Source organism: Desulforadius tongensis (assembly GCF_016907915.1).
Classification (GTDB): Bacteria; Bacillota; Desulfotomaculia; order Desulfotomaculales; family Desulfohalotomaculaceae; genus Desulforadius; species Desulforadius tongensis.
Genome location: NZ_JAFBCW010000002.1, coordinates 82768 through 104004, shown reverse-complemented (window position 1 = coordinate 104004; position 21237 = coordinate 82768). Strand labels below are relative to the sequence as shown.

General features: G+C 47.4%; 14 protein-coding genes. 1 reads left to right on the top strand and 13 read right to left on the bottom strand.

Going from position 1 to position 21237, the window contains the following annotated elements; genetic code table 11:
- Position 1: 1 nt before the first annotated feature.
- The 5 genes from JOC37_RS01330 to glmM all read right to left on the bottom strand — a co-directional run bounded on the left by JOC37_RS01330 (position 2) and on the right by glmM (position 9817).
- The gene (locus JOC37_RS01330) at positions 2–3151 is read right to left on the bottom strand and encodes a type I restriction endonuclease subunit R (protein WP_204615043.1); all 3150 of its coding nucleotides are present in this window, start codon (positions 3149–3151) and stop codon (positions 2–4) included.
- 13 nt (positions 3152–3164) lie between these two features.
- Complete coding sequence (locus tag JOC37_RS13545; protein WP_204615042.1) at positions 3165–4418, bottom strand: restriction endonuclease subunit S; 1254 nt, start codon at positions 4416–4418, stop codon at positions 3165–3167.
- 17 nt (positions 4419–4435) lie between these two features.
- Positions 4436–5953, bottom strand: coding sequence for a type I restriction-modification system subunit M (locus tag JOC37_RS01320; RefSeq protein ID WP_204615041.1), 1518 nt, complete (start codon positions 5951–5953; stop codon positions 4436–4438).
- A 360-nt stretch (positions 5954–6313) separates the two neighbouring features.
- Positions 6314–8143, bottom strand: a complete 1830-nt coding sequence (glmS, locus tag JOC37_RS01315) for a glutamine--fructose-6-phosphate transaminase (isomerizing) (protein WP_204615040.1) — start codon at positions 8141–8143, stop codon at positions 6314–6316.
- Between the two features lie 336 nt (positions 8144–8479).
- Positions 8480–9817: a phosphoglucosamine mutase gene (gene glmM / locus JOC37_RS01310; protein WP_204615039.1), complete on the bottom strand. Its 1338-nt coding sequence runs from the start codon at positions 9815–9817 to the stop codon at positions 8480–8482.
- Between the two features lie 188 nt (positions 9818–10005).
- Between glmM and JOC37_RS01305 the strand changes: the two genes are divergently transcribed.
- Entirely contained in the window at positions 10006–11349 is a 1344-nt protein-coding gene (locus JOC37_RS01305; RefSeq protein WP_204615038.1) for a hypothetical protein, read from the top strand.
- A 59-nt stretch (positions 11350–11408) separates the two neighbouring features.
- Here JOC37_RS01305 and JOC37_RS01300 read toward each other — a convergent pair whose 3' ends face one another.
- From JOC37_RS01300 to ilvB, 8 genes are all read right to left on the bottom strand, one after another.
- The gene (locus tag JOC37_RS01300; RefSeq protein WP_204615037.1) at positions 11409–12389 is read right to left on the bottom strand and encodes a CdaR family protein; all 981 of its coding nucleotides are present in this window, start codon (positions 12387–12389) and stop codon (positions 11409–11411) included.
- Complete coding sequence (cdaA, locus tag JOC37_RS01295; protein ID WP_204615036.1) at positions 12389–13219, bottom strand: diadenylate cyclase CdaA; 831 nt, start codon at positions 13217–13219, stop codon at positions 12389–12391. Before cdaA ends, JOC37_RS01300 begins: the two co-directional genes overlap by 1 nt.
- Before the next feature lie 135 nt (positions 13220–13354).
- Positions 13355–14920, bottom strand: coding sequence for a citramalate synthase (gene cimA / locus JOC37_RS01290; protein WP_204615035.1), 1566 nt, complete (start codon positions 14918–14920; stop codon positions 13355–13357).
- Between the two features lie 74 nt (positions 14921–14994).
- A complete protein-coding gene (gene leuB / locus JOC37_RS01285; RefSeq protein WP_204615034.1) occupies positions 14995–16065 on the bottom strand; it encodes a 3-isopropylmalate dehydrogenase in 1071 nt (356 codons plus the stop codon).
- Positions 16058–16558 carry a 3-isopropylmalate dehydratase small subunit gene (gene leuD, locus JOC37_RS01280; RefSeq protein ID WP_204615033.1) on the bottom strand — a complete coding sequence of 167 codons (501 nt, stop codon included), beginning with the start codon at positions 16556–16558 and terminating at the stop codon, positions 16058–16060. The genes leuB and leuD overlap by 8 nt, the downstream gene beginning before the upstream one ends.
- Positions 16559–17821: a 3-isopropylmalate dehydratase large subunit gene (gene leuC, locus JOC37_RS01275; RefSeq protein ID WP_204615032.1), complete on the bottom strand. Its 1263-nt coding sequence runs from the start codon at positions 17819–17821 to the stop codon at positions 16559–16561. It abuts the gene before it with no gap.
- Between the two features lie 65 nt (positions 17822–17886).
- Positions 17887–19422, bottom strand: a complete 1536-nt coding sequence (locus JOC37_RS01270; protein WP_204615031.1) for a 2-isopropylmalate synthase — start codon at positions 19420–19422, stop codon at positions 17887–17889.
- A gap of 130 nt (positions 19423–19552) precedes the next feature.
- Complete coding sequence (gene ilvB / locus JOC37_RS01265) at positions 19553–21217, bottom strand: biosynthetic-type acetolactate synthase large subunit (protein ID WP_204615030.1); 1665 nt, start codon at positions 21215–21217, stop codon at positions 19553–19555.
- Between the last annotated feature and the right edge of the window lie 20 nt (positions 21218–21237).

Genomic DNA, 21237 nt, shown 5'->3' with positions numbered 1-21237 from the left:
TTTACCTACCTATTTCCGCATAATGTCTTTTAGCCAGCTGCAGTAATGGTTGTACCATTCTTTTTCTAACTTCCATTTTAATTTGTTTGAAGTATCTTTTAGTGAGCATTAAGTAAATTTCCCGTTCAATATCAGCAGTTTTTGTGATGTTTGTAGTCCAATCAATTACATAGTTACTTTTCACAATATCTGCTACATTCTTTGCAATATCCTTAGATAATTCAATAATATCCCGGCTGATATATACTGCTTGGGCTTCTTTAACTTTTCCTGTTTCTTCTCCTGTTTCCAGCAGGTTTTCTTTTACCACCTCAAAGAAGGCGTACTCTTCTTTGGTTAGTCCCAATGCTTCTGCTTCCCGCTGTTCACCTTTTTTAATGTCATTATTAATAAATTCTTCCAATTTCTTTCTTCGCTCTTCCCAGCTGTTTTTTGTTTCATCCAGGATTTTTTGCAGTTTTTCTAATAGGCTGGTGTAATAAGTGGGGTTATCATCCATTTTTACATGGATTATGTGTTTTATAGAGTGTTCCATTGATGATGCAACAGCTTCATCAGATTTAAGAGTTTTTATTTTATTTTGGTAATCGGAATCAAATAGTGTAATTGGCTTTATCCACTGCTGTACGCCCTTCGATTTAAGATGTTCGTTAATAATTTTTTTAACTTTGTCACCACAGTCAGATATATCTATATCTTTTTCCGGCTCAAATCTTACCTTGGCAGCCGACCTTATGTATGACAACCACTTCAAGTCATTTATATTGTCTTTGGTAACGTGGTTTGGGAGCAGCTGCTCCATAGTTGATGCAAATTTTTTATATGCTATCTCAAACTCTGCCCGTTTATCTTCGGGCTTTAATTTATTTACTAAGGCATCCAAGTCATTTTTATCCACACCTGCAAATATGGACATAACCGCTTCCCGGTAGGTCATCATCTGCTCATATACTTTATTCATGGACACCATCGGCTGCCCCAGTTCTTCCTTATCAAATACAGCCAGTGCTTCTTCCAAAAAGCTGAAGATGCCATAATAATCTACTACATAACCGCACTTTTTCTTGTCACCGCATGTTCTATTTACCCTGGCTATTGCTTGAAGCAGGTTATGTTCTTTTAAGGGTCTGTCAAGATACATTACCTGTTCTATGGGAGCATCAAAGCCGGTTAACAGCATGTCTTTAACAATTAAAAAGCACAGTTTGTCTTTCTCAATGGGCTGAATAAACCGCTTAATAATCTCTGCCTGCTCTGCTTTGGTGGTAAAGTGTTCTTTTAGATGCGGTTTGTCATTTAAATTCCCTGAAAAAATTATCTTTACTTCTAAGGATTCACCAATGATATCTTTCATATATTTTGTAAGTGCATTATAATACTTTACACATGCTTCCCTTGAAACACATACCACTTGAGCCTTAAAACCATTGGGATACACCTGCTCTTTGTAATGTTTCAATATATCTTTGGCAATATCATTAATTCGTTCATCTGCTTCTGCAACAGTTCGTCTATTGGCATATTTCTGCTTAATTGCTTCCTTTTCTTCATCTGTTTTATCTCCGAATGCCTGTTCAAATAACTCCTCTAATGTATCCCCTTTTACATGCAGATCAGGTCTTCTGCCCTCATAAACAATTTTTACTGTGGCCCCATCTTCTACCGCCTGTTGAATAGAGTATTTGTCTATGTATGAACCAAAGGTTCTGGGAGTAGATTTATCTTCTCTATCAATGGGAGTACCTGTAAAACCAATAAAGGCAGCATTGGGTAAGGCATCACGCATATTTTTTGCAAGCCCTTTATACTGACTGCGGTGTGCTTCATCGGCTAAAACTATTACGTTCGATTTTGTAGTAAGTACGGGGAACTGCTTTTCCAAATACAAGCCCGATTTTTGTTTATTATCTTTTAATTTCTCCTGTTCTTCTTTTTCAGCCTGGAATTTGTGTATGGTGGTCATTATAATCTGAGGTTGGGCCATGGACAGCAGTTCTTTCAGCTGTTTAACTGATTCGATATGAACCGGTGTGGTGATAGATGACAGTGTTCTTACAAAGGTATTATAAATCTGCCTATCCAGGTCAATTCTGTCGGTAACAACTACAATTGTAGAATCAGATAATTCAGGAATTCTTCTTAACATCCGGGCTAAAAATACCATGGTAAGAGATTTACCTGAACCCTGCGTGTGCCAAATAACACCGCCACGGCTTAAGGAGTCTTTCCCCTTTACCAATCTTTCCACTGCCTTATTAACTGCCCTAAACTGCTGATACCTGCAGATCTTTTTAATTTTTGTGCTGGATTGGTTATCAGTTTCAAACAGTATAAAGTTTCTCATTATATTCATGAGGTTATTTTTCTCCAGCACGCCCTGCAGGAATAAGTTTTGACCATAATCTTCAACATTTTCAATGTCTTGTTTACTAAAAGGATACGGGTCTTTCCATTCTAAATAGTGCCCGTACTGGGAACTGATGGTTCCCAGATAGGCATGGTATTTATTTAGTATTCCTGTAAAGAAATTGGTGTAAAAGAGCCTGGAAGCACCTTCAATATTTTCAGAACCCCTGGCATCCATGTACCGCCGCAGCTGTTCAAATGCTTTATGCTTACCTGTTTTTTCATTCTTATCTTTTTCAAGAAATGGAGATTTGCATTCCAGCACCGCAACAGGTATACCGTTTATAAATACCACAATATCGGGTACAGCCTTCTCATTGGGACCTTGAACCATAAACTGCCTTGTCACCAGAAATTCGTTGTTATTAATGTTATCCCAGTCAATGAATTTCACTGTATGGTATTTTTTCTGCCCGCTGCCGTCTAAATCTTGGTCTAAGGCAAATGTTAGATTTACAACGGCATCATATATTTTTTCATTAATTTCCAGCAAATTAGTGCCTAAGTTTTCAGGCCTGGTTAAATACCGCACAGCTTTGTTTAAGTTAGTTTCATTTATCCATGGATTTATACGTTTTAGAGCTTTTTTTAGCCGCTTAACAAGAATAACTTCGGTAAAGCTGTCCCTCTCCCCGTTTTCAGGGGTTAGTTTATCGCCATGAATAAACTCGTAACCCAGTTTGTTTTGTAAGTATTCTATGGCCGGCAGTTCCACCAGCGTTTCTTCATTACCAAGGTAGGACATGGGTCATCACCACCTAAGAAACCTTAACTCGGATTTTGCCAGTGAGCAGCTGCTGCATTAAGGCTTTTTTTAGAGATTGTAGCATATTAGATTTATTTTCATATTGCTCTATCCTTTTATCCACATTATCTAAAATTTGTGCAATTTTAATTTGCTCTTCAATAGAAGGAACTGCGATAAGGTTATTTTTTATATCTATACTATTTACAGCAGGGTAATTTGAACCTACCATTTTATTCCGAAGTTGATTTAAAAAATAGTCGCTTAATGTACATTGATATAAGTACTCCCGATTAATACGATTATTTGCTCTTATTACAGCATAACCAGTCGAGCAAATTAAATTATTAATGTCTTTTTTTATTATAGTAAAAGCTTTTAAATATGGCCTAACAGTTGATACTATTACATCACCAAATTGTACTTTTCTTCTTGCTCGACTTGGAGCGTCCTTAAATTTTATTTTCTTTATCTTTTTTAATTTTCCAGTACTGACACTTTCTATGTCTATATAGTTTATTTCCAAGTCCGAATTAGTTTTGTTAGTTAAACTTTCTGGATTAACAATTGCAACTTCGTCTATTCTCATAACTTCCCACTCAGCAGGAATTTCTCCTAATTCTGTCTTTTTAAATTTTGTATGCCCAATTCCCCTGGTGAGCAGTTTCTGCATTAATCCTTTTTTTAGTTCTTTTGTCTTTTCGATTAATTTATCAGTTTGTTCAATTTGTTCATCTACAGTTGATAATACGTCAACAATTTTTTCTTGTTCTCTTAAAGGAGGGATTGGAATAATCAGCTCTTCTCCAAATACCTCTTTAGGTACTCTTTGTCTACCTGTTGTTCCCACCATCCTACTTATGGCATAATTCCTAACTCTACTTAAACTTGTAAAATAAAATAAATACTTAGGTACTATTTTATTTTTTTTAGGAGATAGAACTATAAATTCTGTTGATCCCAATCCATATTCAGTTGATAAACAATCAACAAATCCAATTTTTCCATTCTCAGTGCAAGGAGTTATTCTTGCAAACAAAGTGTCACCATTCTTAAACTTACTACCAGAAGTTTGATCATACTTTCTCTTTTTAATTTCACCTATTTTGCTGCCCATAATAGGTAATGAAGCCATTTCTATATAATCATATACATTACCTTTCATAAGCTTATAATTAGGATTTACGTAAGCTACATCAGATAATTGTTTTATTTTCCATTCTATAGGTACTTTACCATACTCAGAATTTTTGTACCCCGAAGACACTATTCCACCTTCTATCTCTAAATCTCCTCAAACCCAAGTTCTTTCAAATACTGGTTTAACTTTTTTTCCGTTTCAGCCGACTGCTTTTTTAGTTCCCGTATCTCTGCAATTACCCCTGCGATATCTATTTCTTCCTCTTCTTCGGTGGTATCCACATAACGGCTGATATTAAGGTTGTAATCATTTTCTTCAATAGTCTTAATATCCACCACTGCCGCATATTTATCTACATCTTTAAATTCATCGTAGGTTTTAATTATTTTTTCCATATCCTCCGGCCGCAGCTTATTTTTGCTGCCATTCTTTACATATCCCCGGCTGGCATCAACAAACAGGATTTTCCCTTTCCGTTCCTGCGGTTTATTTTTGTTAATTATAAGCAGGGCTGCTGGAATACCCGTTCCGTAAAATAAATTTGGGGGCAGGCCGATTACTGCTTCAATCAAATCATCTTTAACAAGCCCCGTTCTTATCTTTCCTTCTGCCCCACCTCTAAATAATACACCATGAGGAACAACAGTTCCCATTCTGCCCTTGGAATTTAAACTGGCAACCATGTGGCATACAAATGCTAAATCACCATATGATTTTGGCGGCACCCCATAAGGGAACCTGTTGTATGGGTCTGCCTCCGCTTCTTCTTTACCCCAGTTCTTGAGTGAAAACGGTGGATTAGCAAGGACTATGTCAAAGGTCTTTAAAACCCCACCGTCAACGTGCATAGGATTACGGATAGCATCACCTTTTTGAATATCTGCACCCTTTGCCCCATGAAGAAGCATATTCATTTTACAAATAGCCCATGTAGACAGGTTAATTTCCTGCCCGAACAATGATACGTTTTTCCAATTGTAACCTTTCTCCCTTATGTATTTAATACTTTGAATTAAAAACGAACCACTACCTACTGTGGGGTCGTATATTCTATCTCCTTCTTTCGGTTTAACTATATTTACAAGCACCTGTACAACTTGTTGGGGTGTGTAAAACTCCCCCCCACGTTTGCCGCCTTCATCAGCAAACTGCTTAATCAGGTATTCATAAGCATCTCCAAGCACATCATCGTTTTCCAGGTTATCATTAGCCAGGTTTACGGTATCAAACAACAACAAGAGCTGGGACAGCTTTTTATCAGGTACTTTTTCTTTGTCATTGTAGTTGGCAGTGGTGAGTACCCCTATCAGCTCAGAGTTAGTACGTTCATCTTCTATAGATTTAAAAGCCTTGTCCAATTCTGGGCCGATGTTTAAATTCAATTTCTTTAATTTTTCCCATCTTGCCCTTTTAGGCACATAGAATGTTTCATAAATTGATGCATCTTCTAAAAGCTGCTCTACTTCTTCTTCGGGCATACCTGCCTTAATAAACTCTTCCCTTTTTTGTTTCCTCTCCGCCGCAAATTGGTCATTCATTCGTTTTAGGAACAAAATACCGAATATGTAATCTTTATACTCGGTGGAGCTGAGCTCACCCCGTAATATATCAGCTGCCTTCCACAGTGTAGATTCTAACTGCTGCAATGTTAGCTTTCTCAATTATATTGTCCCCTCTAAAATTTTTGTTCTATGATTCTATTGACATATATATATATAGATTATACCAATCAGCAGGGAAATCCTCTTGTTTATATAATGGTGCTTATTTAATTTTGATTTTTAGTAAATATTTTTGCCAAAAAGTTACAGCATTAGCAGTTATAATATTGTCCTTTAATTTTTAAAGTTTATTTTTAGCTTCAAGAAAAAAGACACCACTTTAATTAATCAAAGCGGTGCCTTCTAATTTTGCGGACTTTTCAGTCTAAAACTTTATTAAAATTAGTATCAATCTTTAATGACAGGTTCTCAACCTTTAATAAAACCGACAAGCACTTTAACAAACAGTTTATGTTTAACTTATTCCACCGTTACACTTTTGGCCAGGTTTCTCGGCTTATCTACGTCGCAGCCTCTGGCCACGCTTACGTGGTAGGCCAGCAGCTGCAGGGGTATCACTGTTAGTACCGGTGCCAGCATCGGGTGGGTGGCCGGGATGTATATTGTGTGGTCCGCCACTTTTTCTATTTCTGTGTTTCCTTCCATGGCCAGCGCTATAATGGATGCTTCCCTGGCATTTACTTCTTTGATGTTGCTTACCATTTTTTCAAACAGCGCTTTTTGGGTGGCCAGGGCTATTACCGGCACATCCTTTACTATTAAGGCCAGTGTACCGTGCTTCAGTTCTCCCGCCGGGTATGCTTCGGCATGGATGTAAGAGATTTCTTTTAACTTCAGGGCCCCTTCCTCTGCCACTACATAGTCTAAACCGCGGCCGATGAAGAAGGCGTTTTCTTTATCCTTATACTGCCTAGAAATTTCTTCGATGGCACTGTTGTTATCCAGTATTGTTTCTGCTTTTGCTGAAAGCTCCCGCAGTTCGACCAGTATTTCTCTAATTTCATTTTGCGGCAGTGTGCCCCGTTGTTGGGCCAGCCACAGGCCCAGCAGGTACATACATATCAGCTGGGTGGTATAGGCCTTGGTGGAAGCCACCGCTATTTCCGGCCCGGCCCAGGTGTAAATAACATCGTCAGCTTCCCGGCTGATGGAACTGCCCACCACGTTGGTTACCGCTATTACCCTGGCTCCCAAGCGTTTTGCTTCCCTCAGGGCAGCCAGTGTATCGGCTGTTTCACCGGATTGGCTTACCACCACCACCAGGCTGTCCGGGCCCACCAGCGGCCCGCGGTAGCGGAACTCCGAAGCAATATCCGCTTCCACCGGCACCCTTACCAGCGATTCTATTACCTGTTTGCCCACCAGCCCGGCATGATATGCCGTTCCGCAGGCTACAATGAAAACACGGTTGATCTTTTTCACCAGGTGGGTATCGATATTGAGCTCCTTTAAAATCACCCGGTGGTTTTCCGGTGTAATGCGCCCGCTCAGTGTATCCCGCAGTGCCCGGGGCTGCTCGTATATTTCCTTGAGCATAAAGTGGGCGTAGCCGCCCTTTTCCGCCTGGCTTTCTTCCCAGGTTACTTCAAAAACTTCCTTCTTTACCGGTTTACCGGTTCCGTTACTCACGGCCACATTTTCTGCCGTCAGGTCCACAATTTCCCCGTCATCTATAATCAGGGTGCGGCGGGTGTGTTTCAACAGCGCCGGAATATCTGACGCCAGGAAATTTTCTCCCTCGCCCAACCCCACAACCAGCGGGCTGTCCTGCCGGGCCGCCACCAGGCGCCCCGGTTCATCTCTGCAGATTACCACAATGGCGTAGGAGCCTTCCAGCCGTTCCACCACTTTTTGCAGCGCTTCCTTTAAATCACCCCGGTAATAATGCTCCACCAGGTGGGGCAGCACCTCTGTATCGGTTTCTGACTTGAACCTGTGGCCTTTAGCCTCCAGCCACTCTTTCAGTTCCAGGTAGTTTTCAATGATCCCGTTGTGAACCACCGCAAACCGGCCGGTGCAGTCGGTGTGCGGGTGGGCGTTGATATCCGAAGGACGTCCGTGGGTAGCCCAACGGGTGTGCCCGATACCGCACCGGGCATTTAATTCTGTTCCCTGCAGAGCTTCCTGCAGTACCGACAGCCGCCCCAGTTTCTTCTCCAACTTCAGCTGATTATCTTCCCACACCACTATACCGGCAGAATCATAACCCCTATATTCCAGTTTACTTAAACCTTCTATTAAAACGGGCACCGCAGCTCGGCTGCCCACATAACCAACTATTCCGCACATCTAAGTTTCCTCCCTCAATTAAATGACCCCGGTAATATTAGATTATTTTATTTTGCCAAAATTAACGCCGTGGCATCCCCACGGCGTTTGTGAATATTTTCACTTCCCTGCAAACCCAGGTATGCTGATATCACCTGATACCCTTTATGCCGCAGTTGCCTGCGGTTTTGTAGTATCGCTAACGGTGGTGACAACACCGGGAGGCATCCGCCGAAAACTCGATAAACCTCCACCTCGTCAACCAGGCACCCGCCTGGTCCTGGCGCTTAAAGTATTTAGTTTTGGCTGCAGTTTTACCCAAGCAAAAGCATCACCCCCTTACATAATATGCACAGTTTAATTCAGCCGTTCTATTACTGCCACCAGTTTGTCTACCACTTCGTTTAATTTTTTGGTATCTTTAGCCTCCGCCATCACCCGCACCAGCGGTTCTGTGCCTGAAGGACGCACCAAAACGCGGCCTTCGCCCTGCAGGTACTTTTCTGCCCCGGTAACGGCTTCCGTTAACCGGCTGCTGTTCATTACCGCCTCTTTATCTTTAACCCGCACGTTTTTTAATAACTGCGGGTAGCGTTCCATTTGTTTGGCCAGCTCATCCAGCGATTGTCCTGTTTCTTTCACCACAGCCAGCAGCTGCAGCGCGGTAATTATACCGTCACCGGTGGTGTTATGATCCAGGAATATTATGTGACCGGACTGCTCGCCTCCCAGCACTGCCCCGCTTTCCAGCAGTTTTTCCATCACATAGCGATCGCCCACTTTGGTTTCCAGTACGTTAATACCGCTTTGTTTCAGGGCGGTATGTAATCCCAGGTTGCTCATTACAGTTACCACCAGGGTATTACCGGGCAGTTTACCTTTACTCTTTAAATGCTTGGCACAAATGACCATAATCTGGTCGCCATCTACCAACCGCCCGCTGCTGTCCACCGCCAGCACCCGGTCGGCATCACCGTCGTGGGCCAGGCCCAGATCTGCACCGTACTCTACCACCTTTTTCATCAATTCTTCCGGGTGGGTAGAACCGCAGCCGTCATTGATGTTAACCCCATCGGGAGTATTAAATATGGGTATTACCTCTGCTCCCAGCTGGGAAAACACCCTGGGAGCCGCCTGGTATGCCGCGCCGTTGGCACAGTCCACCACTATTTTTAAGCCCTTTAAGTTCACGTCTACGGTACTGCGGGCAAAGTTTACATACCTATCCACCGCATTATCTATTTTATATACCCGTCCCAGCTGTCCGCCCACCGGGGCAGGATAGGTCAGACTATCATCCAGCACCATGGATTCTATCTGCTCTTCCACCCGGTCGGTGAGTTTGTACCCGCTGGGGCCGAAAAATTTAATCCCGTTATCTTCAACGGGGTTGTGAGAGGCAGAAATCACCACCCCTGCCGCAGCGCCCAGCTCCCTGGTTAAATAGGCTATGGCCGGGGTGGGCATTACACCCACCTGGTAGACATCCACCCCCACCGAACAAATTCCGGCCACCATTGCCGCTTCCAGCATATCCCCGGATATTCTGGTATCCCGTCCTATCACCACTTTTTTTGCTTCTCCCCGGCCGGCAAGCACACATGCCCCCGCCCGACCCAATTTATATGCCAGTTCGGGAGTCAGGTCGCGGTTGGCCACGCCCCTAACCCCGTCGGTACCAAAAAGTTTCGCCATCAGTATTCACCTTTCTATAGTAATGGTATCAAAGGCCACAAAAATCATCATCATTATACTTTTATATAAATATAGTTGTCAAACATCCTGTGCCATTATATGTTGCCGGCGAAACTAACGTTCATACCTGTTATCTTTTAACCAAGTTTATGATATAATTAGTTAATAAATTTTTGGGAGGTTGTGGAATGATAAGAAAAACTTTACTTGCTTTTTTATTAACTCTGCTGCTGTGCTTCAGCGTAGCTTTTGCCAGCGGAGCCGGCCAGCCCACAGCAAAAGATTTGGTGCTGGCTAAAATCAAAAACTTTAGTCTGCCAGTTGACAAGGATTTTTACGATAAGTCTGTCGGTAAAACCAACTTTACCATCTCCAAGTTCGAAGGTTCTTTAGCGGAAGAATTGGAAGCCGAGGGATTAGTATTAAATGGTTTATCCATGGATTTAAGCACTCAGCTGGATGAATCTAAAAACATTCTACAGTTAGATTATGATATTGATGCAGCCAATAAAAATTACGCCGGCGGCGTTTTTATAACCAACGATAAAATTATATTTAACAAAGGTGTAATTAAACTGCTGCAGGATTTGGGGGAAGATGACCCCGAAATCGAGGAACTGCTGCAGGGAAATCCCCGATACCTGTATTTAGTTGACAGTGAGATCAGTAAACTGTGGAAGCAGATAGCCACCTATAAAAATCAGCAGCTGCCTGAAGGATACAAAGAAATGCTGCTCTTTATGGTCGAAGCCATCCCGGATAAGTATTTTAAATTATCCGGCAGCAGGGTGGTAATTGAGCTTGACCAGCAGGGGATGGAGGACTTTATTTACAGCTTTTTAACCAAAGTAAGAAATGAAAAAGAAAGATTTGCCGACATTATAATTAGTATAAACCAATATCAGATGCATGCAGGGCAGGATGCAGAAGAAATGCGGGCGGCAATAATAGCCGGCATTGAAGAAAACCCCATCCCCACCAGGGAAGAAATACATGAAATCAGCAAATTCCTGAAGATGGAGCAGTTAAAATATGAAGCTTCTTTAATTCCCGGTGGCACTAAAAGCTTTAACATGAAAATTAGCTTTACCTCTCCATTTGGCGACACGGGGTATTTCACCGTCAATTATGATGCCGTGGGCTCTGAAAACAACTTAAAGGGGCACTACCAGGCGGCATTTAAGTATAACGGTGCAGAAAACGTTATCGTTGATGCCCATGTTAAAGGTAATTTTAATTATCACGGCCCCGCTGCCGATGACTATTTTACAGTTACCGCCAGCGCTGAGGATACAGCAACCGGGGAATTAATGCTGGACCTGGAAGCCAAGAGCACTTCCACAAGTAAAGTAAAGAAATACCTGCACTTAAAGGCACCCAACTTAACCGACAGCAATAGCGTAGATATTACCCCTCTGTTAGAGGCAGATGACGAAGAGGTTGAAGTTGTTGAAGTTGAAGATCTTGAAGTGGAGTTTGAAAAAGAATTTGACGAAGAATTCGGAGAAGAATTTGAAGAAGACTTAAATTAACATTAAGAAAGCTGCGCCCGGCTAAAAATAGCCGGGCTTTTGCTTTATCACCGGTTAACTTAATCTGATACCGGTTCTGCTGTTTCCGCCGCAGGTGGCTCTGCCGGCGGTTCCGGTTTTTTATTTAACTTTACCGTTATATTAACGATGTTCGGCTGCAGCAAAACCGCTCCCCGGGGCAGGTCCAAATCAACGGCCCGTTTGAGATTGGCGGCAATGCCATTTATGTTTACCGTTTCCGTTTTTATTTCCGTTATGCGGTTTAATATGTGGGAAGGTGCATATACCTTGACTACCGCCGGTTCAGCTGCCGTTTGCTCCACTTCATATCCTTCGGCGGGGGTTCCGGCGGTATTTACCCGTACAGGCACAACTTTATAGGGCACCGTAATGTTTACCGGCACCACCACCCGCACCACTTCCGGAGAAAGCTTTACCTGATTTACCCCTCCCTGCTGCAGCGAAATGGGCAGAGTATAATCCAGGTTTTGATTGGCCCCTTCCACATCCACCGTTACCGGCACCTGGTTTATGGTGTTCAGCAGCCTGCTGGGGCCCCTGGCCAGCACAGCGGTGGGCACCAGCACAGGTTCCCCGGTGGAGTATCCCGGTTGAGGTGTACCGCGCAGGAAAACCTGCACCGGCACCTGTTTTTCCACCAGTTTATCCACCTGTATGGTAACCTGATTGGGATTGACCCGGGTTATCTCCACCCCCGGGGGTGCCGTTACTTCAACGGGCAGGTTGTTTTCCCCCAGTTCCACAGCGGAGAGATCCACCCGGGCCTTAAAGTCTTTCGCTTCCAGCCCGCCCACCTTTACACCGCCTGCCTTCACCCTTACACTAACCCGTTCCGGCAGTTCTTCAATAACCATGCCCTCCGGCAGGCCCTCGGTTTGCAGGGACACCCTAAATTCCTGCTCCTGCAGCGGGTGCTGCAGGTTGGTAACATACAGCCACAGCAGCACCGCCATGAACAGCGAGATGATCATCAGTGAATAACGGCGCCAGTAGGTGGAGATAAAATTTATTATCTTCATCAGCTACCACCACTTTTACTCCATAAATTGTAGAATGATGGGGATGATTTGGGCTGCAGGCCATCGGTCAGCTTTTGTTTCAGGGTGGTTTCATCCAGCATGCGGTATATTTCACCTTCTTGGGCCAAGGAAATTGTGCCTGTTTCTTCTGATACTATTACTGCCAGGGCATCGGAATATTCGGTAATTCCCACCCCGGCCCGGTGCCGCGTTCCCAGGTCATGTGCCAGCGGGGCATCGGTAAGGGGCAGAAAACATGCTGCCGCCGCCACCCGGTCGCCCCTTATAATGCAGGCCCCATCATGCAGCGGTGTTTTAGGAACGAACAGGTTAATTAGAAATTCCGATGATATGACGCCGTCAATTTTTATACCGGTATCTATGTACTCTTCTAAACCGGTAACCCGTTCTATTACAATCAGCGCGCCAATACTGTTTTTAGATAAAACCTGTACTGCCCGTACCACTTCGTTAATCATGCGCGATCTGTCTTCTTCGCCCAGATTGATAAAGGAACGGGCAAAAAACTTGCCCCGGCCCAACTGCTCCAACGCCCGGCGCAGTTCAGGTTGAAAAACAATGGGCAGGGCAACAACCAGTGCCGTCATGGTTTGACGCAGCAGCCAGTTGATGGTGTACAGTTCAAGCCAACTGCTGACAGTGGTGGCCACCAGCAGCACCACTATTCCCTTTATCAACTGTACTGCCCGGGTGCCCTTGATGATCAGCATTAACTTGTACAACACCAGGGCTACAATAAATATATCGAGCAGGTTAATTAAGTTAAACGGTGCAAAATTGAGGTTAAGCCAATTGAACTGATCTAACAAGGTACACCCCCTTACTCAGGCACATTAAGTTTTTTATATTAATTCTATTTTAACTATTAATATACCTTCTAAAAATTAATTCATTTATGAAAGAAAAAGCCGGCACACACTTCAACGCGGTAACCGGCTTCAGCTTTATTCTTCCGCTTTCAGTAAACCGTAGGCCATGCTGTCCACCAGTGCCTGCCAGCTGGCTTCTATGATATTGGTGGATACACCCACCGTACTCCAGGAACGTTTGCCGTCCCCAGTTTCTATTAATACCCTGACTACGGATTCGGTACCGGCTTTTTCATCCAGCACCCGCACTTTGTAGTCATTGAGTTTCATTTTCTTCACTGCGGGATAAACTTCTTCCAGCGCCTTGCGCAGGGCGTTATCCAGGGCGTTTACCGGCCCGTTGCCCTCGGCGGCGGTGTGTACCACGTTATCCTTTACCTTCATTTTAATTACCGCCTCGGAGTGCACCGGTTGGTTTTCTTTCAATTCCATGATAATGCGCATGCTCTCCAGGGAAAACGGTTCCCGGTAGCCGTTAAAGGCTTTGCGCATCAATAATTCAAACGATCCCTCGGCGGCCTCAAACTGGTAGCCCTTGTTTTCCAACTGCTTGATTTCCTCCAGCAGCCGGCGGGCGGCCGGTTTTTGAGCATCTGCATTCACATTCATCTCTTTGTATTTGTAAAACAGGTTGGAAACACCGGATAACTCTGACACCAGTACCCTGCGCTTGTTGCCCACCTGCTCCGGTTGTATGTGCTCGTAGGTGGAAGCTTCTTTCAACAGCGCGCTGACGTGTATACCACCCTTGTGTGCAAAGGCGCTGGCACCAACGTAGGGCTGGTGGGGGTTGGGATTAACATTGGCCACCTCGCTGACATACCGGGACATTTCGGTTAAATGCACCAGGTTCTCCCGGGGAATACTTGTTACATTGTACTTAAAAGCCAGGTTGGGAATGATTGAGCACAGGTTGGCATTGCCGCAGCGCTCGCCGTACCCGTTCACCGTACCCTGAACCTGGGCCGCACCGGCCCGCACCGCCACCATGGAGTTGGCCACCGCCAGTTCACAGTCGTTGTGAGCGTGAATTCCCAGCGGCCGGTGAATGCGGGTTTTAACATCTGCTATTATTTCCTGCACTTCACAGGGCATGGTGCCGCCGTTGGTGTCGCAGAGCACCACTGTGTCCGCCCCGCCCCGCTGGGCCGCTTCCACAGTGGCCAGAGCATATTCCCGGTTGGCTTTATAGCCGTCGAAGAAGTGTTCCGCGTCGTAGATAACTTCTAAGCCGTGTTTTTTAAGATATGCCACCGACTGCTCAATCATGGCCAGGTTTTCTTCCAGCGTGGTATTTAAAGCCTGGGTGACATGAAAATCCCAGGACTTGCCGAAGATTGCCGCAGCTTTTACCCCGGATTGTAATATGGCGTTCAGGTTGACATCCCGTTCAACGGCTGTTCCCGGTTTGCGGGTGCAGCCAAAGGCGGTAATGGTGGCATGGGTTAAATTATACCGGGAAATTTTCCGGAAAAATTCCATGTCTTTGGGGTTAGAACCGGGCCACCCGCCTTCTATATAGTGAAAACCCATGGCATCCAGTTTTAATGCTATCTTTATTTTATCCTCCACCGACAGGGAAATTCCTTCTCCCTGGGTGCCATCCCGCAGTGTGGTGTCATATATTTTCACCGCTGCCAACAAGTTCCATCACTCCCGTACTAGTGGCTGCCCTTTAAAAAATGCTGTTTTACCGAGCCCGGCAGCATCTATGTCTATCCTAAAATCTGCTCCAGCACCAGTTCACCCATCCGCCCGGTGCCTACCTGCTTCATACCCGGCTGCATTATATCTCCGGTGCGGTACCCCTTTTCCAGCACCGCTGTTACCGCCTGTTCTATCTCCGCCGCCTCCCGTTCCATGTTGAAGGTTACCCGCAGCATCATGGCCGCAGAAAGGATGGTGGCCAGCGGGTTGGCCAGGTCTTTACCGGCAATGTCCGGCGCGGAACCGTGGATCGGTTCATAGAGGGCCACTTCCCCGCCGATGCTGGCAGAGGGCAGCATGCCAATGGAACCGGTGAGCTGGGCCGCCAGGTCGGTCAATATATCTCCAAACATATTTTCTGTAACCATAACGTCAAATTGTTTCGGCTCCCGCACCAGCTGCATGGCACAGTTATCTACATACATGTGGCTTAATTCCACCCGGGGGTACTCCGGGGCCAGGCTCTGTACATGTTCCCGCCAGTGACGGGATGATTCCAGCACATTGGCTTTATCCACCGAGGTAAGTTTACCGCTCCGTTTTTGGGCCAGTTCAAAGGCCAACCTGGCTACCCGGTCTATTTCCGGTGTGGTGTAAACCAAAGTGTCAATAACCCGGTATCCCCCGGCAATGGGTTCTTTTTTCTTTTCGCCAAAGTAAAGGCCGCCGGTCAGTTCCCGCACAATCAGCATATCTAAACCGGACACCAGTTCAGTTTTTAAACTGGAGGCGCCGGCCAGCTGGGGAAAAACCCTTACCGGCCGCAGGTTGGCATACAATCCCAGCTGCTTTCTCAGCGGTAAAAGCGCCCCCACCTCCGGGCGCAGGTGCACCGGCAGGTGCTCCCACCGGGGGCCGCCCACCGCTCCCAACAGCACGGCATCACTTTCTCTGCACAGGTTTAGTGTTTCTTCCGGCAGCGGGTGACCGGTTTCATCGTAAGCCGCGCCACCGATTAAGCCGGTGGTGAATTCAAAATTGTGCCCGTATTTTCGGCCCACCGCCTTTAATGCTTCCACCGCCGGGGGTACTATTTCCGCACCGATACCGTCACCGGGCAGTACCGCTATTTTAGCCATTGTTCTTCACCCTTTTCGATACGTAGTTGATAAGGCCACCGGCAGCAATGATCTGCTGCATAAACTCCGGCACCGGGGTGGCCCGGTAGGTTTCATCCCGGGTAATGTTTTTAATCAAACCGCTGTCTGCATCTATTTCCAGCCTGTCGCCGGGCTGTACTTTTTCTGCCGCCTCAGCACATTCAAATATGGGCAGCCCTATATTAAAAGCATTTCGATAGAAGATGCGGGCGAAGGACTTGGCTATTACACAGGATATGCCCGCCGCTTTAATGGCTATGGGAGCATGTTCCCGGGAACTGCCGCAGCCAAAATTTTTCCCGGCCACAATTACATCGCCGGCACTGATTTTAGCTGCAAATTCCGGGTCCGCATCTTCCATGCAGTGTTTGGCCAATTCCGCCGGGTCTGACGTGTTTAGGTGCCGGGCGGGGATAATCACATCGGTGTCAATGTCGCTGCCAAACTTCCAGGCTGTTCCCTTCAGCTTCACCTAAACCACCTCCTCTGGCTTGGCGATACGTCCCAGCACCGCCGATGCTGCTGCCACCGCCGGGTTGGACAGGTATACTTCACTTTCCGGGTGCCCCATCCGCCCCACAAAGTTGCGGTTGGTGGTGGCAATGGCCCGCTCTCCCTTGGCCAAAATGCCCATGTGGCCGCCCAAACAAGGCCCGCAGGTAGGGGTACTCACCGCCGCCCCGGCCTCAATGAATATTTCAAATAACCCTTCCCTCATGGCCCGGCGGTAAATCTCCTGGGTGCCCGGAAAGATAATGCAGCGCACTTCGGGATGCACCTTCCTGCCTTTCAGCACCCGGGCGGCCAGCCGCAGGTCTTCCAATCGGCCGTTGGTGCAGGAACCGATTACCGCCTGGTCTATTTTTATACCGGCCGCTTCGCTCACCGGCTTGGTGTTTTCCGGCAGGTGGGGAAAAGCCACCTGGGGCTCAATTTTACTGACATCAAACTCATATACCTCTGAATACCTGGCATCTTCATCACTTTGGTAGAAGGTATAGGGGAATTTAGCCCGGCCCTCCACATAGGCCCTGGTTTTTTCATCCGGCTCAATGAGGCCGCATTTGCCGCCGGCCTCAATGGCCATGTTGCTCATGGTAAACCGGCTGTCCATGGACAGCTCTTTAATTACCGGGCCGGTAAATTCCATCGCTTTGTACAGCGCCCCGTCTACACCGATTTTACCGATGGTGTAGAGAATCAGATCCTTCCCCCCCACCCAGGGGTTCAGCCTGCCGTAATAATAGAACTTGATGCTTTCCGGCACTTTAAACCATGTTTCGCCCAGTGCCATGGCTGCCGCCAGGTCGGTGCTTCCCACCCCGGTGGCAAAGGCCCCCAGCGCCCCGTAGGTGCAGGTATGGGAATCGGCACCGATAACCACGTCACCGGGTCCCACCAGCCCCTGCTCCGGCAGCAGGCAGTGTTCAATACCCATTCTCCCCACTTCAAAGTAATTGGTCAGCTGCTGTTCCCGGGCAAAGTCCCGCAGTATTTTAGCCTGCTCGGCGGATTTAATGTCTTTGTTCGGTACAAAGTGATCCGGCACCAGAGCAATGCGGTCCGGATTAAAAACTTTTTCTACACCGATTTTTTTAAATTCGCGAATGGCCACCGGGGCGGTGATGTCGTTCCCCAGCACCATGTCCACCCTGGCGTTTACCAGTTCTCCCGGTTCCACGCGGTCTTTACCCGCATGGGCCGCCAGGATTTTTTCAGTTATTGTCATGGACATTGATGTCACCCCTTTTTCGGTATCGGAAATTAGATTTTTTTATTGGCGGCAGCACTGCAGGCATGTTAATCTTCACCCTGTAATTCCGACTCTTCATAAACTACTTTGTTCACCGCGTTGATGTAGGCCCTGGCGCTGGCTTCCAGTATGTCTGTACTTACCCCCCGGCCGATGTATGTTCTGCCGCTGTCAGCCCGGCGCAGTTTTACCGTCACATCGCCCAGGGCATCTCTGCCGCCGGTAACGGCGTTGATAATGTACTCCTCCAGCACCAGGTGCAGGTTGGTAATTTTATCTATCGCCTTATAAATGGCATCCACCGGGCCGTCGCCGCAGGAGGCTTCTTCCACCGTTTTACCCTCTATTTTCAGCCCCACGGTGGCTGTTGGTACGATGGTTGTACCGCTGGAAATATGAAGGTAGCTTAAATCATAGGTGTTGGGAAGCTGGCGGGTTTCTTCTTCCACAATGGCTTCCAGGTCCTGGTCGGTGAGCTCTTTCTTTTTGTCTGCCAAATCTTTAAACCGCTGAAAGGCTTTGTTTATTTCCTCTTCACTGAGGTTGTATCCCAGTTCAACCAGCCGCTGCCTGAAGGCGTGGCGGCCGGAGTGTTTGCCCAGTACAATGCTGCTTTTGGAGATGCCCAGCATGGTCGGGTTCATGATTTCGTAAGTGGTGCGTTCTTTGAGCACCCCATCCTGGTGAATGCCGGACTCGTGGGCAAAGGCGTTTTTACCCACCACAGCTTTATTGGCCTGCACCATCATGCCGGTGAGGCTGGAAACCAAGCGGCTGGTGCGGTATATTTCTTCGGTGGTGATATTGGCAACCAGGTTGTATCTGTCTTTCCTGGTGTATAAACCCATCACTACCTCTTCCAGGGCGGCATTACCGGCCCGCTCGCCGATGCCGTTAATGGTGCCCTCCACCTGCCGGGCCCCGCCGGCCACCGCAGCCAGCGAGTTGGCCACCGCCAGGCCCAGGTCGTCGTGACAGTGCACACTGATAATGGCTTTATCTATGTTGGGCACCCGCTGGATGATACTTTCGATAAACTGTTTAAATTCTTCCGGCATGGCGTAGCCCACTGTATCCGGTATGTTTACCACTTTGGCCCCGGCATCGATAACCGCCTCCAGCACCTGGCACAGGTAATCCAAATCGGTGCGGGAAGCATCCTCGGCCGAGAATTCCACATCGGAGGTGTATCTGCAGGCGTATTTTACTGCTGCCACCGCTGCTTCCAGCACCTGCCAGCGATCTTTGCGCAGTTTGTATTTCAGGTGGATGTCAGAGGTGGCTATAAAGGTGTGGATGCGCGGCTGCTCGGCATCTTTAACAGCCTCCCAGGCTTTATCGATGTCGTTAAAGTTGGCCCTGGCCAGCGCTGCCACCGCCGACCCCTTTACTGCCCTGGCCACCGCCTGTACCGCGGCAAAATCTCCCTGTGATGTGACGGGAAAACCGGCTTCTATCACGTCAATACCCATTTTAGCCAGTTGACGGGCAATCTGTACTTTTTCTGCGGCATTGAGGCTCACTCCCGGCGATTGTTCCCCATCCCGCAGGGTGGTATCAAATAAGTAAACCCGGTTATTCAACCAATTCACCCCTTTTTAGTTAATAATTGGGAATAAGAAGTTGAAGTTTAAGTTGGCAGCCGCCTGCCTTCAACCCTGCAAACGGCCGCCGGAGTTTTTCATTCCCTGGTGGCGCCGCAAAGCGGCGGTACTAATCAATACACTGGTCTATTCCCCGCCCGGCCAGCACCATGGGCATTACATTTTCATCTTCATCTACCAAGCAGTTGACAATCACTGCCCCCGGTTCATCAAATACCCGGGGCAGCACCCGGCCCAGTTCCTGGGCGCTGGTTACCGTGTAACCTCTCAGGCCGTAAATTCCGGCCAGAGCGGCAAAGTCCAGATCAAACTGGAAGTCCACCGCCATGTACCGTTTATCACAGTAAAATTCCTGCAGCTGCCGAACCATGCCCAAGCGGTGATTGTTTAATATAAAGATTTTCAGGGGCAGGTTCTGCTCCACTGCGGTGGCCAGTTCGGTCATGGTCATTTGAAAACTGCCGTCTCCGCTTATCAGCACCACCGTTTCATCGGGCCGGCCGATTTGAGCCCCAATGGCCCCGGGCAGGCCAAAGCCCATGCAGCCCAGGCCGCCGGAGGTAATCAGCCCCCGGGGGCGGTTGAATTTGAAATACTGTACCGCCCACATTTGATGCTGGCCGACGTCGGTGGATACCACCACCTGGCCCTTGGTGTACCGGTATATTTGTTCAACAACATACTGCGGTTTTAAATGACCGTTTTTATCGTAGGTAAGCGGGTATTCTTCTTTCCACCTCTGCACCTGCTTTACCCATTCCCCATTGTCCCGGGGCTCAATTTTCTCCAGCAGCGCCCGCAGCACCGTTTTGGTGTCCCCTACAATGGGCAGGTGGGCGATCATATTTTTACTGATCTCCGCCGGGTCAATATCTATGTGAATCACTTTGGCTTCCGGAGCAAAGGACTCCAGCTTACCGGTCACCCGGTCGTCAAACCTGGCTCCCACCGCTATGAGCAGGTCACAATTGGTTACCGCCAGGTTGGCATAGCGGGCACCGTGCAGTCCCAGCATCCCCAGGGACAGGGGATGATCCCCCGGTATGCTGCCCAGCCCCATCAATGTGTTCACCACCGGGGCGGATATGGTCTCGGCAAACTTTATCAACTCTTCAGAAGCGTTAGAGTTAATAATGCCGCCCCCGGCGTAAATAACCGGCCGCCGGGATTTTCGGATTAATTTGGCAGCATTTGCCACCTGGGAGGGGTGCCCCCTGTAGGTGGGCTTGTAACCCGGTAAATCCAGCTGCTGGGGATACCGGAATTTTATCTTTTTATCCTGCACATCCCGGGGCAGATCCACCAGCACCGGCCCCGGGCGCCCGGTGGAGGCAATATGAAAGGCTTTTTTCATTATGCAGGGCAGCTGATTCGGGTCTTTAACTAAATAGCTGTGTTTTACAATGGGCATGGTAATGCCGGTAATATCCACTTCTTGAAAGGCATCGGTGCCGACCTGAACGGTGGGCACCTGACCGGTAATGCACACCAGCGGAATGGAATCCATATAGGCGTTGGCAATACCGGTAACCAAGTTGGTAGCACCGGGCCCGGATGTGGCCATACAAACAGCCACCCTGCCGGTGGCCCGGGCATAGCCGCTGGCGGCGTGGGCCGCCCCCTGTTCATGGCGCGTTAATATATGCTTAATCTGCTTGGAGTTATATAAGGCATCGTAAACAGGGAGGATGGCACCACCCGGATAGCCGAAAACCAGCTCCACGCCCTCCAGTTCCAGGCAGCGCACCAGCGCTTCGGCCGCGGTAATTTCCAAAGCTATAACCCCCCACACTA